This is a genomic window from Bradyrhizobium sp. USDA 3315, assembly GCF_054056795.1.
The window spans coordinates 8,042,012-8,057,168 of the sequence record NZ_JBSRYP010000001.1 but is presented as its reverse complement, the minus strand read 5'-3'; the positions used below and the strand labels follow the sequence as shown (position 1 = coordinate 8,057,168).

Annotated in this window: 16 protein-coding genes; 4 read left to right on the top strand and 12 right to left on the bottom strand. The window is 62.8% G+C overall.

Annotated elements, in window-relative coordinates:
- Positions 1 to 144 precede the first annotated feature (144 nt).
- Entirely contained in the window at positions 145 to 1,143 is a 999-nt protein-coding gene (locus ACVIYL_RS37945; protein ID WP_456780936.1) for a DNA-methyltransferase, read from the bottom strand.
- A gap of 138 nt (positions 1,144 to 1,281) precedes the next feature.
- Between ACVIYL_RS37945 and ACVIYL_RS37940 the strand changes: the two genes are divergently transcribed.
- Positions 1,282 to 1,470 (top strand): hypothetical protein, encoded by a 189-nt coding sequence (locus ACVIYL_RS37940; protein WP_456780935.1) that lies wholly within the window; start codon positions 1,282 to 1,284, stop codon positions 1,468 to 1,470.
- Between the two features lie 78 nt (positions 1,471 to 1,548).
- Here ACVIYL_RS37940 and ACVIYL_RS37935 read toward each other — a convergent pair whose 3' ends face one another.
- The 5 genes from ACVIYL_RS37935 to ACVIYL_RS37915 form a co-directional block, all read right to left on the bottom strand.
- A complete protein-coding gene (locus ACVIYL_RS37935; protein WP_456780934.1) occupies positions 1,549 to 1,998 on the bottom strand; it encodes a hypothetical protein in 450 nt (149 codons plus the stop codon).
- A gap of 52 nt (positions 1,999 to 2,050) precedes the next feature.
- Positions 2,051 to 2,536, bottom strand: a complete 486-nt coding sequence (locus ACVIYL_RS37930; protein WP_456780933.1) for a DUF5681 domain-containing protein — start codon at positions 2,534 to 2,536, stop codon at positions 2,051 to 2,053.
- Positions 2,520 to 3,086, bottom strand: a complete 567-nt coding sequence (locus ACVIYL_RS37925) for a hypothetical protein (RefSeq protein WP_456780932.1) — start codon at positions 3,084 to 3,086, stop codon at positions 2,520 to 2,522. The genes ACVIYL_RS37930 and ACVIYL_RS37925 overlap by 17 nt, the downstream gene beginning before the upstream one ends.
- Before the next feature lie 424 nt (positions 3,087 to 3,510).
- The gene (locus tag ACVIYL_RS37920; protein ID WP_456780931.1) at positions 3,511 to 4,551 is read right to left on the bottom strand and encodes a hypothetical protein; all 1,041 of its coding nucleotides are present in this window, start codon (positions 4,549 to 4,551) and stop codon (positions 3,511 to 3,513) included.
- A gap of 327 nt (positions 4,552 to 4,878) precedes the next feature.
- Positions 4,879 to 5,145, bottom strand: coding sequence for a hypothetical protein (locus ACVIYL_RS37915; protein WP_016846025.1), 267 nt, complete (start codon positions 5,143 to 5,145; stop codon positions 4,879 to 4,881).
- A gap of 726 nt (positions 5,146 to 5,871) precedes the next feature.
- Here ACVIYL_RS37915 and dinB point away from each other — a divergent pair.
- Positions 5,872 to 7,119 (top strand): DNA polymerase IV, encoded by a 1,248-nt coding sequence (gene dinB, locus ACVIYL_RS37910; RefSeq protein ID WP_456780930.1) that lies wholly within the window; start codon positions 5,872 to 5,874, stop codon positions 7,117 to 7,119.
- Between the two features lie 114 nt (positions 7,120 to 7,233).
- Entirely contained in the window at positions 7,234 to 7,443 is a 210-nt protein-coding gene (locus ACVIYL_RS37905; RefSeq protein WP_016846027.1) for a hypothetical protein, read from the top strand.
- 81 nt (positions 7,444 to 7,524) lie between these two features.
- Here ACVIYL_RS37905 and pyk read toward each other — a convergent pair whose 3' ends face one another.
- From pyk to ACVIYL_RS37875, 6 genes are all read right to left on the bottom strand, one after another.
- Positions 7,525 to 8,940, bottom strand: a complete 1,416-nt coding sequence (gene pyk / locus ACVIYL_RS37900) for a pyruvate kinase (protein ID WP_456780929.1) — start codon at positions 8,938 to 8,940, stop codon at positions 7,525 to 7,527.
- Positions 8,941 to 8,943: 3 nt separating this feature from the next.
- Positions 8,944 to 10,239, bottom strand: a complete 1,296-nt coding sequence (locus tag ACVIYL_RS37895) for a glycerate kinase type-2 family protein (RefSeq protein ID WP_456780928.1) — start codon at positions 10,237 to 10,239, stop codon at positions 8,944 to 8,946.
- A gap of 30 nt (positions 10,240 to 10,269) precedes the next feature.
- Complete coding sequence (oxlT, locus tag ACVIYL_RS37890; RefSeq protein ID WP_229190205.1) at positions 10,270 to 11,628, bottom strand: oxalate/formate MFS antiporter; 1,359 nt, start codon at positions 11,626 to 11,628, stop codon at positions 10,270 to 10,272.
- 65 nt (positions 11,629 to 11,693) lie between these two features.
- On the bottom strand, positions 11,694 to 12,476 hold the full coding sequence (locus tag ACVIYL_RS37885) for a fumarylacetoacetate hydrolase family protein (protein WP_253609300.1): 783 nt from the start codon (positions 12,474 to 12,476) through the stop codon (positions 11,694 to 11,696).
- A 5-nt stretch (positions 12,477 to 12,481) separates the two neighbouring features.
- Complete coding sequence (locus tag ACVIYL_RS37880; protein ID WP_253609299.1) at positions 12,482 to 13,501, bottom strand: 2-dehydropantoate 2-reductase; 1,020 nt, start codon at positions 13,499 to 13,501, stop codon at positions 12,482 to 12,484.
- Positions 13,502 to 13,586: 85 nt separating this feature from the next.
- Positions 13,587 to 14,000 carry a CBS domain-containing protein gene (locus tag ACVIYL_RS37875; protein ID WP_253610049.1) on the bottom strand — a complete coding sequence of 138 codons (414 nt, stop codon included), beginning with the start codon at positions 13,998 to 14,000 and terminating at the stop codon, positions 13,587 to 13,589.
- 238 nt (positions 14,001 to 14,238) lie between these two features.
- Between ACVIYL_RS37875 and ACVIYL_RS37870 the strand changes: the two genes are divergently transcribed.
- Complete coding sequence (locus ACVIYL_RS37870; RefSeq protein WP_225159455.1) at positions 14,239 to 15,087, top strand: IclR family transcriptional regulator; 849 nt, start codon at positions 14,239 to 14,241, stop codon at positions 15,085 to 15,087.
- The last annotated feature ends 70 nt before the right edge of the window (positions 15,088 to 15,157 follow it).

The window sequence follows — 15,157 nt, the reverse complement described above, 5'->3', positions numbered from 1 at the left end:
CGATGGCCCCTATTGTGGGGTTAGCCCACCGGATCCGCGCAAAAGCGCGGCCCGATGACGGCTCCGGCATAACTTAAAGCAAAATATCGAGTTGATGGACGCGGTGTCCCGGCCATTGCACTTTGCTTTTGAGAGAACCATTCATCAATCGCGCTCGTTTTCAACAGCGACGGTGCGTGCTTGGAACGGCTCGCCCGTTGCCTTAAGGACGGCGTCGAGGCCGCAGGCGGTTTGCATGCGCCGCACGGCGATGTCGCAATATTGCGGGTCAAGCTCGATGCCATAGCCGACCCGTCCGGTTCGCTCGGCTGCGATCAGGGTGGTTCCTGAACCGACAAAGGGATCGAGGATGATGCCGTTGCGATGGGAGCAATCACGGATCGCGTCGGCGACTAAGGCAACGGGCTTGACGGTTGGATGCAGCACAAGGTCCTCGCGGCCATCGCCGAAGCCGCTTGCGCCGGCGTAGGTCCAGACATTGCTGCGGTTGCGGCCATACTTGCCAAGCCCGATGTTGTTGAGGTGCGGCGCCGTTCCTGCCTTGAAGACCAAAACGAGCTCATGCTGTGAGCGGTAGAGCGAGCCCATACCGGCGTTGCTCTTGACCCAGACGCAGATATTTTTGAGCTCGGTATAAGCCGCCTGGCCGGCGCTCATCATATGCACGATATGGCGCCAATCGATGCATTGAAAATGGATGGCGCCATCATCGGAGTAGGCGACGAGGTGGGCGAAGACCTCGGACAGAAAGTTTGTGAATTCGCCGTCCGACATCTCGCCCGAGGCCATGGCAAATTCGCGATGTTGAATCTGGCCAAGCCCCCCGACATGGCCTGCGATCGGGACATTGTAGGGTGGATCAGAGAACACCATTTGGGCATGCGCATCGCCGAGCAGGGCCAGGTAGGTCTCGCGCTTTGTGGCATCGCCGCAGATCAGCCGGTGCGGCCCGATGCACCAGATATCGCCGGTTTGGCTGATCGCCGGGCCCTCGGGCGGCGGGATCGGCAGGTCCGCGGCATCCTGCTGGGCGTTGGTCGCCTCGCCGATCAGGATGTCGATTTCCGGGAGCTCAAAGCCGGTGATCGTAACGTCCAGATCGATCTCGAGATCCGAGAGGTATTGCAGCTCAAGGCCGAGCAATTTCCGATCCCAGCCGGCATTCTCGGCAAGCTTGTTGTCGGCAATGACATAGGCGCGGATCTCGGCCTCGCTCATCTGTGAGAGGCGGACGGTCGGCACCTCGGCAAGGCCGATGGTCTTTGCGGCCTCGAGGCGGCCGTGCCCTGCGATGACGCCATTGTTGTCATCGACCAGGACCGGGTTGGTGAATCCGAACCGTTGGATCGCCTTGGCGATTTGGGCGATCTGCTGCTTGGAATGGGTGCGGGGGTTATTGGCGCGCGGGTTAAGATCGCAGGTGCTTTGGTAGGTCAGGTCGAGTTTTCTGGTCCAGCGTGGATTATCTAACATCTTGGTCTCCCGTTGTGGTTCACGCGGAAGACCTACAGATTCAGGACGGCTGGATCATTCAGGATAATGCGCGGTCTATTTGTCTGAAGAGATCCGATTGAGAAACGACCGCCAACTGATGGGGAGGCGCCACTTTTTGATGACGATTTTTGCAGCCCGCTCATGCGGCGGTCCGGACCACCAATCTTGGTGGCGCAGGAGCGACCAGCCCCGAAGGCCCGAAGTTCGGTCTCGCTTGGTTAGCCAGCCGAGGTGAGGCCCGTAATCCGCGGTGGCCGCGGCAAATCGAATTTGCTGGATCAGACGCTCTTTTGGTCGACCGGCCCTTCGTTTCAACTCGCCGCGGAGGGCTTTTGCGACCAGGTCCAAAAACCAGGCCGGCAAGGGTCGATGGGCGTTGGCCGACAGGATGTCAGCCAGCTGCTCTGAAGTTGGGATTTCGCCGGCATCGAGGAGCCGCTTGCAGTTTTGCAAGCTGGTCGCCTCGAACAAATCGAACAGCGTGGGTTGAGATTGATGGTCCACGGTATCACCGGGCTGTTTTGCGGGACGCGAACGGTTGCTCCCGATAGATCGGTTACGCCTGATATTTGTGATGAAATGCGAGCAACGCCTCGCCCAAGAGTGACGGTTCGCCGCGAACTGCTTTGAGGAACTCCTCGGTCCCCACGTCGATCTCGATACCCGGCTCTTTCTTGTGCTTGTTGTCTTCCAGCGCCTGCTCGATCCACTGCTCTGGTGTCAGCGATTCCGGCACCAGCAGCACTGGGCCCTCGGGCTCGGGTTGGCTCGGGGCAGTAAGGTCGCGTAACCAATCAAGCAGGGCGGCGGCCGTGGGGTGTCCGGTCGCAGCCAGCGCCTTGAGCTTGAGGATCGCGATCTCAAGCCGACTCATGGATTCGGTCTTGCCGGAGATCCTGACGGGTTGGGTTTTGAGCGCGACTTTGCGGGTGAGCCGCTCGATGCTGACCGCACCTCTGGGGCGGCCCTTCGGGTTGCCGGAGGTCCCTTTACGGAATTGCGTCGCAACCGGCGGCGATCTTCTTCTAGGCGTCTCGGCCATCACGCACGCCTCCTCGATCCATTACGCTCTGATAGGTCGCCTCAGCCTGTTCCTTTAGTTGTTCGATATGTGCGAGATCGCGCTCATATTCGCACCTGAATTGCTCGCAGAGATCGGGATCCCAAGGCGGCGGACCGACGCAGTTGAAAAGCCGTGCAGCGAGCGACATAGGGGTGCCATCGGGTACCACGACGACGGAGCGATTTACAATTTGCGGCGGCGGATCGAGCAATTTGGCGCGCTTGCATTCTTCCAGAAACCGCTTGATCGCGCGGATTTCGCCCCCGACCGCGCGCTTGAACAGCCCGTGCAGCATCGCCTCATGCGGATGCAGTTTGGTAAGTTTGCCGCCGATGCGGGCTTCGATCGGCCGTTCCAGCAGCGCGGCAATATCAGGGGCGTGCTGTTTGTCTCGGCGCCGTCTGGTCCGTAAAGGCTGCGCCCGTACCCCAAAACGGGTCGCCTTGGGCGGTTTGCCGTAACCGACCTCGTAGGTCTCGTTGCGCGGCTCGTCCTCGCCGCCGGGTGCCTCATCGCCGTCTTTGCTCATTGCGCCGCTCCATTGTTCGCGCTGCGGACGCGAGCGGGCCTTGGGCACAGCCCAAGAGCCAACGCACGCCGAAGCGCGGTTAACCGCGTTCAGTTGTGATCATCATCGATTTGGTTTCTGGGGGGCTACCGGTTAGGATCGACCGGGCGACTCAAAATTAGATATAGGCCCGGATTTTTGATCGTCAAACATATTTGGCGATGAGGTTAATATGCAAGGCGGCGGCGCCCTGCGGCAGGCACCTTGGGCAGGAGGTTTGCCGCGCCCGCAGCGGAATTTCCCGTGCCGCGAACGCCAATTTTCCCGTGACGCGTTTGTCGGGAATTGCCCGAAAAAATCCAAATCTCCCAGTGGCTTGGCACGAGAGGTAGCGTGTAAATGGGGGCACATTTTCGTATTTGCCCTGTTAATTCCCGTAAGTCCGCTAGTTCGGCATCAGCACGGCATCGATGCGGCGGCTGTTTCGTGTGCTGATGATGATGGCACCGTTGCGGGTCGCAAATCTCGCGCCGACAAGGCGCGGCACCTTCTCCGTCAGCGATGAAGGCAGCGGAATCATTCCGCCGGTGATGGGATCGCCGACATTGATCGGCGCGACAGCTGCGCCGGCCGAAGGCGCGGCCTTGATGTACTCCCTTATCAACTGAATCTCTTCACGCGAGAGGTTGAGCGCGGCCTGTTCGCCTGCGCCGTCAGGCAGCTTCTTTTCCGCCTCGGCCCTGTCTTGCGCATCTTGCTGCTGGGCAGCCTCGCGTCTTGCGACTTCGGCCTGTTCGAGTCTGGCGAGGCGTTCTCTCAGCGGCGCGATCTCCCGCCGCAACGCGGCCATGTCCGACTTCAGCGAAGAGAGCTGACCAAGCGCAATCGCGGCGGCAACGCAAGCGACGACCGAGATCAGGCTGAGGCACGCCACCGCCAGCCCCGTCAATCCGCCTCGACGATCGGCACGACGATCCCCGACATCCTCCACGGATCGCCGTTGCCGCGCGGCGGCGAATTTCGGCTTGATCGTGCCGAGCAAGCTGACCAGACCGGACAGCCGCGCAGCCACCACCCGGTTCGCCTCTTGAAAGGCGCCGAGTGCAGGCGCAGGGACGATCGGCGAGTGCGCCGAGGGGATGGCGGGAGCGGTAGCCGAACGGCCCGCGCCGGATGGCTGGCGGTCGTCGTGGTCCTCGCGCGTCATACCGGGGAGCTCGAGATCAACGTCGTCGGGGCGGTCGATCGCAGTATCCGCAACGTAATGGCGCGTGTCGGCCGCAGCGGCGTCCAATCGTTCCGTTTCCTGTTGATCGAGTCCTTGTTCGATGCGGGCGGCTTCAAGCGAGCGCCACAGCGAGAGCCCCGAATCGGTGATCTGCAGGCCCGCATCGTTGATCGATGCCCATCCCGATTGGAAGACGTCGGCGTCGCCAAGCTCGGACGGCCGCTTCGACTGCGTGGCTTCGTCGCCGGCCGCGATCATGCGCTTGACCTCGCGGCTGACCTCGTCGATCGCGATCCGCTGCCCGGGCCTTGCGGCCAGCACACTCAAGATCGCCAGATTGAACTTCATGCGGCGCCTCGCGATGCTCCTCAACCGGCCGTGCCGCCGTTCCGCTCCCGTGCAGGCGACGTGCGAGCCTCAGCGGGGTCGAAGCGGATCAATCATGCCGGCGCGGACGTCGGTCAGTCAGGGAGTCAAGCAAGTGTACCGGCTCACCAAGGGGCAAACAATCCGGCACCAGACCTACGACAGATGGATAAGTCGGCCCGCAAAGGGGACGCGTCGGGATCGCCTTCGCTGCGCGCCTCAGAGAAACTCGCGAAGCCTGGAGAGCTCGATCACATGCTCGGGCGACAGCACGTCGGGGACGAGGGGAGGCTGCGACTTGGTCCGGATCTCGTAAAGATGTCGCGTCTTCTCGGGCTTGCCCATGAAATCCCGAATGCATTGGTCGAGCGTTCCGTTGACGACCATATAGGGCGCGCGATCCTCTCGCCTGGAGTTGTTGAGAGAAGGCCATTTGTAAAGGTGGGCCGCAGCTTGGAAGTCCACCTGATGAGATTGGTCGGTCATTGCAAAATGTCTACCCGAAAAAGCCCTGCGCGGCAAAGTCAGCCAACTGATGAGTGAGCTGGTGCGGCAATACGCGCAAGCTGCGTGCGGTCGTCCATCGCAGAGGCCGCCGTCATGCATCTCGAACGATCGGCCGACGTGCCTCGCCTTCATGCCTCGCAGCAACTCCCACTTCGATCTCCCGCGGCCGAGATCGGGGGCGATGGGGCGAAGCCGGCTGAACGAAGTGCCGGCAGATCCCTGGCGCGGCACGCGCGCGCGCAGGGTCGCAACGCGCGTTGACGACCTGGCGTCGTTCGCGGCGCCAGCGGCCGCGACGACGTTGGTGGATTGACACGATTTCAGAATGTTCCTATTTTGTTCTAAAGCCAGTTAGGAACTAACCGACGCGTGCTGGCTTCACGTTCCATGAACGTCTTGAAAGAATACCTAGAACTAGCTGAGCGTTGCCGTAGCGCAAAACTCGATACTAGGGACCGATCCGATCGATACGTGCTTGAGTCGCTTGAACACAGCTATAGGGTGCTTGCGCAAAGCACAGTTGTACTGCGCCGATCGAGGAGGGCCTTGGCGAGACTTCGAGGCAAAACCACCTCAGTTCGTGGTCGCTAGATGTTTTTTATAGGGGCCGCGCTTCTTCGGTGCCCCTTCGCGCTTGTCGATCAGCGTCACGATATCAGCCATTTCCACCGGCGGCTTCGGTCAGGTCAGGGATGAGGGGGCGAGATGGCAGCCGCAGCCACCATCCTTCATGCGGACCTGGATGCATTTTACGCATCGGTCGAGCAACTGCTCGAGCCGTCGCTGCGCGGCAAGCCGATCGCCGTCGGGGGCGGAGTTGTGCTTGCGGCGTCCTATGAGGCCAAGGCCTTCGGAGTGCATGGCGGCATGTCGGGGCGGGAAGCGCGTCAACTGTGCCCGCAACTTGTTTTCGTCGGCGGCCATTTCAGCGATTACCAGCGGCTGGGTGACGCGGCCATCAAGGTGATCGGCGACTTCACGCCGCTGGTCGAGCGAATTTCGATCGACGAGGCGTTTGCGGACGTTGCCGGTTGCACTCACCTGTTCGGAACGCCTGCCGAAATAGCCGCGTCGATCCGGTGGCGCGTGCGCAGCGAGCTCGGCCTTCCGATCTCGGTCGGCGTCGCCCGCACCAAGCATCTGGCGAAGATCGCCTCGCAGGTCGCAAAGCCCGACGGACTCGTCGTCGTTGATCCCGACGCCGAGCTGAGCTTCCTTCACGAATTGCCGGTTGAGTTGATGTGGGGAGTAGGGCCAGTCACCAGGATGCGGTTGGACGCGATCGGCGTCGCGACGATCGGTCAGCTCGCCAAATTATCGGAACGGTCACTGACGCACTTGCTCGGTCCGGCAGCGGGCGAGAAACTCGCCGCGCTGGCCTGGAATCGCGATCCGCGACAGCTCAAGCCACACCGGCGCGCGCGATCGGCGGGGGCACAATCGGCGCTTGGCCGAAAGCCTGCGATCGAGCAAGTCATCCGGCCCACGCTGCTTCATCTCGCCGACCGCGTCGCCACGCGGCTTCGGGCGAAATCACGGCCTGGACGAACCGTGACGGTGCGCGTCCGTTTCGCCGACCTGAAGTCGGTGACGCGCTCGATGACGCTCGATGCGCCGGTGTGCACGACCATCGTCCTGGCCCGGCTCGCCGAGAATCTCGTGCGCGCTGCACTTGCCGACCATCCCGGCGAGAAGATCATCTCGCTGCTGGCGATCTCGGTGTCGCATCTCGAGGAGCATTGGGATCTTGCATTGGAGCTTCCACTCGGACTGGAGGACGAAGCGCTTCGCCCTGGAAGTCCGACAGGGATGGCCCGATGGGCGGCGGACCGTGCGATCGACAAGATCCGCGATCGCTTTGGCTGGGAGGCGATCGGATATGGTTCAGCGGCGCTGGAGGCGGTTCGTTCGGTGCCCGATGCGTTTCGCAAGCTTGCCGAGAGAGACCTCTAACGCTCGCCGGTTCACGTATCTGTCACTGCATTAAGAAAAGGCAACTTGGAATCGCGCGCTTGTGAGTGGCGACTCCGTACAGCCAGCCTATTTTGAGGCTGCGGAGGGACAGCCATGAAGTACAGCGCCGAACTGATCCAGACGATGCGCGATGCGTTGGATGCGGTCATGGCAAGCGTGCCGGCGGATCAATCCGTGTTCGGTCTCAAGGCCGCTGTTGCCGAATGCATCCTGCGAGCCGCGGCTCACGGCCAGACCTCGTTCGACGGGCTCGTGACGTCAGCATCCGATCAGCTTCAGTCGATCATCTCGATGCTGACCTAGGCGATCGGGATGTGCGCGACCATCGCTCACACCTTGCCGTGCGGCGCGCCGATGAGGCAATCGCTCGGGCTGACGGCTCTCTCAGGGGAGCGATACGACCCGTAGATTGTTGGTTGTTCCCGCTTGTCCAAAGGGAATGCCGGCGACCACGACCAGCAGATCGCGGCTCGATGCAAACTGCTCTGCTTGCGCGAATGCAGTTGCGCGCTCGACCATCTCCTCATAGCTCTGAACGTCGTCGGAAAGCACGCTGTGAGCGCCCCAAAGCAGGCACAGGCGGCGGGACACTTCGCGGCTTGGGGTGATGGCGAGGATCGGGCGGCTCGGCCGCTTGCGCGCGACGCGTGCGGCCGTGGTACCGCTCGACGTATAGGCCACAATGGCTGCGGCGTGAACGACGGAGGCGAGATCGGCCGCCGCCGTTGCCACGGCATGCGGTGGCGTTTGCTCTTCGCCGGGCTGGGTCGCCTCGACGATCGAGCGGTACATCTTGTGTTGTTCGGTGCTGCGGATGATGCGGTCCATCATCTCGACCGCCTCGCGCGGATATCGGCCTGTCGCGGACTCCGCCGACAGCATCACTGCGTCTGCGCCGTCATAGATGGCGGTCGCAACGTCCGAGACTTCCGCACGTGTCGGCGTCGGGGCTGCGACCATCGAGTCCAGCATTTGCGTGGCGACGATCACGGGCTTCACCGCGAGACGGCAGGCCCGCACCAGCTCCTTCTGGCGCCCCGGCACGTCCTCATGCGGGATTTCGACGCCGAGATCCCCCCGCGCAACCATGATGGCGTCGCACAGCTGGATGATATCGTCGATCCGTTCGAGCGCTGCCGGTTTCTCGATCTTGGCCATCAGACCGGCGCGGTCCCCGACGAGGCCTCTGGCCTCGATGATATCGGAGGGCTTCTGCACGAACGACAGGGCAACCCAATCCACGCCAAGTTTCAGGCCGAACTCCAGATCAAGGCGATCCTTCGCGGTCAGCGGTGAAAGATCGAGGACCGTGCCCGGCAGATTGACGCCCTTGTGATTCGAGATCGTGCCGCCGACGATCACCTTGGCTTCGATGAAATCGTCACCGAGCCCGGTAACGCGAACGCGGACCCTGCCGTCGTCGATCAGAAGGTCATGGCCGGGGGCAACGGCGGCAAAGATCTCCCGATGCGGGAGGGGAATTGCGGTTCGGTCGCCTTCCGATCCGGACAAGACGAACCGAATGGTCTCTCCGGCCACTGCGGCGATCTTTCCATCGCGCAAGGTGCCGACGCGGATCTTCGGACCCTGCAGGTCCATCAGGATGCCGATCGGCCGGCCGACTTCCTGTTCCAGCTTTCGGATCGCCGCGTGAATGCGTGCGTGATCGCTCTGCGTTCCGTGACTGAAGTTCAGGCGGAACGTATCGACGCCCGCCAGCAGCAGCGCCTCGAGCATCTCGGGGGAACTGCTTGCTGGACCAACGGTTGCAACGATCTTGGCTCGTCGATGACGACGCATGGATCACCTCGTCGGTGGTTGGCCGGCTGCGATCAGCACGGCACGGATATCATTGACGTTCGTAAGCGTCGGCCCGGTGCGCACGAGGTCTCCAAGGCGGTCGAAGAACGTGTAGCTGTCATGGGCAGCCAGATGCGCCCGCGCGTCAAGCAGATTCGCGGCGGCGCGCCGCAGCGTATCCGGACCGATCAAAGCGCCAGCCGCATCTTCCGTTCCATCAATTCCATCGCTGTCGCCCGCAACGGCCCAGATATCGGATGCGCCGGACAGGGCGACGGCAAGCCCCAGCAGGAATTCGGTGTTGCGGCCGCCGCGTCCCGCCGGACCGCGCCCGATCGTCACCGTCGTCTCGCCTCCGGACAGCAGCACCGCGGGGGCAGGGCCCGGCTGTGCATGCCCCGCGACCGACCGGGCGATGCCGGCCATCACGGTTCCGAGTTCCCGTGCCTCGCCCTCGATCGCGTCTCCAAGGATGATCGGCGTCAGGCCTTCGTCCCGGGCGGCGTTGGCCGCAGCGTCAAGCGCATGGAATGGAGCGGCAAGGATGCGGACGTCGGCATCGATCTCGCCGGGCTTGGGTGTCTCGTCAGCTTGTTCAAGCACAAGCCGCGCCGCTTCCGGCAGGTCGATGGCAAACCGGCCAACGATCTCCAGCGCAGCGGCTTTTGTGCTGCTGTCCGGCAGCGAGGGACCGGAGGCAATCGCCGCGGGATCGTCGCCGGGAATGTCTGAGATCACAAGGGTCGTGACGCGGGCGGGACGGGCGGCCAGCGCCAGCCGACCGCCCTTGATCGCGGACAGATGTTTGCGGACGACGTTCATCTCGGCAATCGTCGCGCCGCTTGCAAGGAGTGCCCGGTTGACCGCCTGCTTGTCGGCGAGAGTCATCGGAGATGCCGGCAGGGTCATCAGCGCCGAGCCACCGCCGGACATCAGGGCGATGACGAGATCGTCTGCAGAAAGCCCCTCGACGGCGCGCAGCATGCGAAGGGCCGCGGTCCTGCTCGTGTCATCCGGCACGGGGTGAGACGCTTCGAGCACTTCGATACGGCCGGCTGGAACCGAATGGCCGTGGCGCGTGACGACGACGCCGGAAAGCGCGACGTCAGGCCATGCCGCGTCGAGGCCCGCAGCCATTGCCGCCGACGCCTTACCCGCGCCGACGACGATGCATCTGCCCCTCGGCTTTGCCGGCAGGGCGTCGGCAATCGTGATCCTCGGATCGGCGCTCGCGATGGCGGCGTCGAAGATTCGCCGCAGGGCGGTCCGAGCCCGCACATCCGTCCATCTGTCGTTCAATCGCTTGCGCTCCGGCCGATAGGTCTCTTGTTATGGCGCCTTCTCGAGACGGTCGTAAGACATGGGTGCCTCAAGTCGACCGCCTTCACCGGGAAAGACCTTTGCGCGAGCGATTGCGGCACTTGCCGTCGCTTCACTGCCGAGAATGAACGCGCGCCGCATCGGCTTGATCAGGAACAACGCGGTGAGGGCAGCGGTCGCATTGAGTGCAACCGCGACGATGAACACGGCCTGCCAGCCGAGCTGGGAAGAGATGATGCTCGCGAGCGGCACGAGCAGCGCCGCCGTGCCCTTCGCCGTGTAGAGCATGCCGTTGTTGGTGGTTGCATATTTGGCGCCGAACGTGTCGCCCGACGTCGCGGGAAACAGGCTGTAGATTTCGCCGAAGACGCCGAAATAGATCGCCGTGGCCAGCACGAAGACAACCGGAATGTGACCGTAGGTGGACAGCGTCAGCAACATCAGCGCCGCTGTCGCGAACGCGATGAACATCGTGTGCTCGCGCCCGATATTGTCGGAGACCCAGCCAAAGAGCGGACGGCCGAAACCGTCGAAGACGCGATCGAGCGAGATGGCAAACGTCAGTGCCGCCATCTGGAAGCCCGCCAGGGTGACCGGCGTGTCCGCGATCTTGAAGTCATGGGCGATCGGCCCGATTTGCGCGGCGGTCATCAAGCCGCCGGAAGCCACCATGACGAACACCACGTACATGACCCAGAAGACCGGGGTGCGCAACACCTGGGGCGGAGTGTAGTCGATCGCACTCTGCGGCAGATTGAGACGCTTTTTCCTGGGTGCTTCGACGCCATGCGGTGGCCGGACGAACCAGGCCAGCAGGATGACGATGAGGCCTTGTCCGATCCCGAAGGTCAGGAAGGTGCTCTGGTAGCCGCTGGCGGCAATCATGTTGGCAATCGGTACGACGGTGAGGGCCGCACCGGCGCCAAACCCGGCGGCGGTTGCTCCTGCGGCCAGGCCGCGCCGGTCCGGAAACCATTTCAGGGCATTGCCGACGCAAGTGCCGTAGACGGCGCCGGCACCGATGCCCGCGACGACAGCTGCCGCATAAAGCGTGACGAGAGAGGAGGCGTATGAGTTCATGATCCAGGCCAACCCGATCATCAGCCCGCCGAACATGATGACGATGCGGGGGCCGTATTTGTCCACGAACCAGGCCTCCACCGGCACAAGCCATGTCTCCGTCATCACGAAAATCGTGAAGGCGAGCTGGATGGCCGGACGGCCCCAGTGAAACTTCGCGTCGATCGGATCAACGAACAGCGTCCAGCCATATTGCAGGTTGGCGATCATCGCCATGCAGACGATGCCGATCGCCAGTTGCAGCCAGCGGAAGCCGCCGGGCGATGATGCCGGGTTCGTGGAGATCATGTACGCTCCTAAGGCAGATAATCGTCGTTTGGGCCGGCTGCGTCGGGTTGTCGTCCCGCCGCAGCCTACTGACGGAATTCGTTGGTCAACTCGCCGATTCCGTCGATCGCGACGGTGACCGTGTTGACGGGCTCCTTCATCACCCCGACGCCAATCGATGTCCCGCAGCAGATCAGGTCGCCCGGCAACAGCGTCATGTCGTGCGAGATCTTGCTGACCAGCGTCTGTGCGCTGAAGATCATGTCCGCGATCGGGTAGTTCTGGCGCTCGACGCCGTTCAGAATGGTGCGCACCACGAGGCGTGCGGGGTCGAGGCCTGACGCAATCACGGGGCCGAACGGGCCGTATCCATCGAAGCCCTTGGCCCGCGCCCATTGCGGGAAGGTCGGGTCGCGATTGAGGATGTCCGCGGCGGTGACGTCGTTGGTGCAGGTGTAGCCGAAGATGAAGGCGTCGGCCTGCTCGGGCGCGACCGCCGTGCAGCTCTTGCCGATGACGATGCCGAGTTCACCTTCGTAGGTCGTCTTGCCATCATAGCCCAAGGGACGCCTGATGACGGCACCAGGCGCGGTGACGCTGGTCGGCGCCTTCAACAGGTACAGCGGTTCGGCAGGCTCAGGTGATTTCAGCTTCTCCGCAAGCGCGTGAAAATTGTTCCAGAGCGCGATGACCTTGCTCGGTTGCGTCGGGGCGAGCAGCTCGACGTTGTCCAGCGCCAGCGTTTGTCCAGTCGGTCGCATGTCGCCGAACATGTCCCCTTCGTGCACGGAGATGCCGGATGGAATGAGTTGCCCGAAGCCGATTTCGGCATGGTGGCGGAAGCGGACCCAGCGCGTAACATTGCTCATCGGGATCACGCCACCGCCAGCGTTTCTGCTGCTGCGGCGCCGGCCGCCCCGTCATAGAGGCCGGCCAGCCTGGTGCGCTGCGCGACCAGGGCCAGCACCGCATCGAGGGCGGGCGTCGCGATTCCTGTCATCCGGCCCATCTCCTGCACCACGGTGATCAACGGATCGATCTCGACCGGACGTCCGCGCTCGAGATCCTGCAGCATCGAGGTCTTGTGCGCGCCGACCTTGCGCGCACCTTCGATGCGGCGTTCGACATCGACCCGAAACTTGACGCCGAGGCTTTCCGCGATCGCCTGGGCCTCCAGCATGATCGCCCGGGACAGCGCGCGCGTGCCCGGATTGCTGCAGATCACGTCGAGCGTCGCGTGGGTGAGGGCGCTGATCGGGTTGAAACAGACGTTGCCCCACAGCTTGAGCCAGATCTCGTCACGGATACGGTCGAGGACCGGAGCTTTCATGCCCGCGGCCACGAACAGCTCGGAAAGTTTCTGGACGTCGGATGTGATCTCGCCGGAGGGCTCGCCCAGCGGAAAGTTGTTGCCGTAGACATGGCGGATCACGCCGGGCGCCTCGATCTCGGTGGCGGGGTACACCACGCAGCCGATGGCGCGCTCGGGGCCGAGCTCGTTCCACTGCTGACCGCCAGGATCGATGCTCTCGAGCGTCGATCCTTCGTGCCGACCACCGTGCTTGTGGAAATACCAATAGGGAATGCCGTTGACGGCGGTGACGATGCGGGTCCGATCGCCCAGCAGCGGCCGCATGGGCTCGATGACGCCGGTGATCGAATGCGCCTTGAGGCAAATGATGACGTAATCCTGCTCGCCGAGTTCGGCGGGGTTATCGGTGCAGTGAGGATGCACGACGCGCTCCTCGTCGCCGATCAGGAGCTTCAGGCCGTTCTGCCGCATTGCGGCGAGATGCGCACCCCGCGCGACCAGGCTGACATCGGCACCAGCGCGCATAAATTCGACACCGAGATAGCCGCCGATCGCGCCGGCGCCGTAGATGCAGATTCTCATTCGATCCTCGCAAGCAGAGTGGGGACACAGCAGGAGCCGCAGCGGCTCGAACCGAGTAGCGTGGCAATGGCCTTGGGAAAGTCCGTCAGGCCGCGCAGGCGGCTTCCTCGTAAGCAAGGGTGATGTCCCGCATGCTCACGACGCTGACGAGCCGGCCGTTGTCGATGACGGGGACATGGCGGATCCCATGACGGGCCATGAGGCGCTCGACATCCGTGAGCGCATCTTGCGAATTGCAGGATAGCAGCGGCCGCGGCGAGATAAACTGCGCGACTTTCATGGCAAGTCCATTGGTGCCGCGCTCGGCGATCACAGCGACGACGTCGCGCTCGCTGAACATTCCGATCACGGCGGCGTCCTTGCTGCGCGAGGCGTTCCTGACCACGAGGGCGCCGACATTGCTCGCGTACATCAGGTTCGCCGCAATGCTTACGGTTTCGTTCGAGCCGATCGTCACCACGTGCGCATTGTTGGCGCGAAGGATGTCCCCGACGTACATGGCATCGTCCTCCCGGTTGTTTGTTTGGATCGTCGTGAAATGATCGTGGTATACATTATTCCAGAAGTCAAACAAAAGAATCGAGCCATTTGGTAAGAAGAATGGCAAAAATACTGACCTATTCGCGAATACTGTCGCCTTGACTCCAAGGTCTTTTGGTATGCCATATGCCAATTGTGACGCTCGTTCTCGACGAGCAATTTCGTTCTGAACTGCAACCGGTTAGGGGCAAGTCGTGATGAAAAGAGAGCCGATCCGGCGCAAGCCGTCCGACCCCGATCTTCGCGCGCAGCCGGAGCCGGACGCGCGCGACGGCGGTGTTCAGTCCGTTGATCGCGCCATGCAAATCCTGGAGACACTTGCAGAGGATGATGAAGGCTATCGGCTGACCGATCTGGCGATCCGCACCGGCCTGTCGCCCTCGACCGTACATCGGCTGCTGACCACGCTCGAGAACCGCAGGTTCGTTCAATTCGACCGCGAGGAGTCCAAGTGGCACATCGGCGCGCAAAGCTTCGTGGTCGGCTCGACCTTTGTGCGCCGGCGGAATTTTGCCGCGCAGGCACTGCCTTATCTGCGCAAGCTGCGCGACCAGACCAGGGAAACGGCCAACCTTGCGGTGGTCGATGACGAATCCATCATCGTCGTGTCCCGCATCGAAAGCCGCGAGATCATGCGCTCGCTGACCAAGGTGGGTGGGCGCGTCGCAATGATCGCTTCCGGAGTGGGGAAGGCGGTGCTGGCTACCTATTCCGATGCCGACGTGAATGCGATCATTCGCCGTCAGGGCATGCCGCGGCTGACGGAAAAGTCGATCGTGCGGCCCGGCGAGTTGTTCAAGGAATTGGAGAGCGTGCGGCGTCAGGGTTATGCGGTGGATGATGAAGAGGCGCGCCTCGGCCTGCGCTGCGTAGCTGCGGTCGTCTTCAACGACTGCAACGAGCCATATGCCGCGATCTCGGTATCGGGCATGGCGGACAGGCTGACGAACGAACGCTTGCCGGAGATCGGTACGATCGTGCACCGGATCGCAGCCGAACTCACGGCCGAACTTCGCGGGAACCGCACGCAGCAAGCGCAGGCGTAAGGCTGGCTGCAATTCCGTCCGCAACAATTTCCATTTCTACGCTGACGCTAATCGCTTGAGGACGCGCAAG

Coding starts and splice junctions, on each gene's coding strand:
- ACVIYL_RS37880 (WP_253609299.1), bottom strand. CDS start 13,501: ATGAGAATCTGCATCTACGGCGCCGGCGCGATCGGCGGCTATCTCGGT.
- pyk (WP_456780929.1), bottom strand. CDS start 8,940: ATGCGTCGTCATCGACGAGCCAAGATCGTTGCAACCGTTGGTCCAGCA.
- oxlT (WP_229190205.1), bottom strand. CDS start 11,628: ATGATCTCCACGAACCCGGCATCATCGCCCGGCGGCTTCCGCTGGCTG.
- ACVIYL_RS37885 (WP_253609300.1), bottom strand. CDS start 12,476: ATGAGCAATGTTACGCGCTGGGTCCGCTTCCGCCACCATGCCGAAATC.
- ACVIYL_RS37870 (WP_225159455.1), top strand. CDS start 14,239: ATGAAAAGAGAGCCGATCCGGCGCAAGCCGTCCGACCCCGATCTTCGC.
- ACVIYL_RS37930 (WP_456780933.1), bottom strand. CDS start 2,536: ATGGCCGAGACGCCTAGAAGAAGATCGCCGCCGGTTGCGACGCAATTC.
- ACVIYL_RS37925 (WP_456780932.1), bottom strand. CDS start 3,086: ATGAGCAAAGACGGCGATGAGGCACCCGGCGGCGAGGACGAGCCGCGC.
- dinB (WP_456780930.1), top strand. CDS start 5,872: ATGGCAGCCGCAGCCACCATCCTTCATGCGGACCTGGATGCATTTTAC.
- ACVIYL_RS37920 (WP_456780931.1), bottom strand. CDS start 4,551: ATGATCGCGGCCGGCGACGAAGCCACGCAGTCGAAGCGGCCGTCCGAG.
- ACVIYL_RS37915 (WP_016846025.1), bottom strand. CDS start 5,145: ATGACCGACCAATCTCATCAGGTGGACTTCCAAGCTGCGGCCCACCTT.
- ACVIYL_RS37875 (WP_253610049.1), bottom strand. CDS start 14,000: ATGTACGTCGGGGACATCCTTCGCGCCAACAATGCGCACGTGGTGACG.
- ACVIYL_RS37905 (WP_016846027.1), top strand. CDS start 7,234: ATGAAGTACAGCGCCGAACTGATCCAGACGATGCGCGATGCGTTGGAT.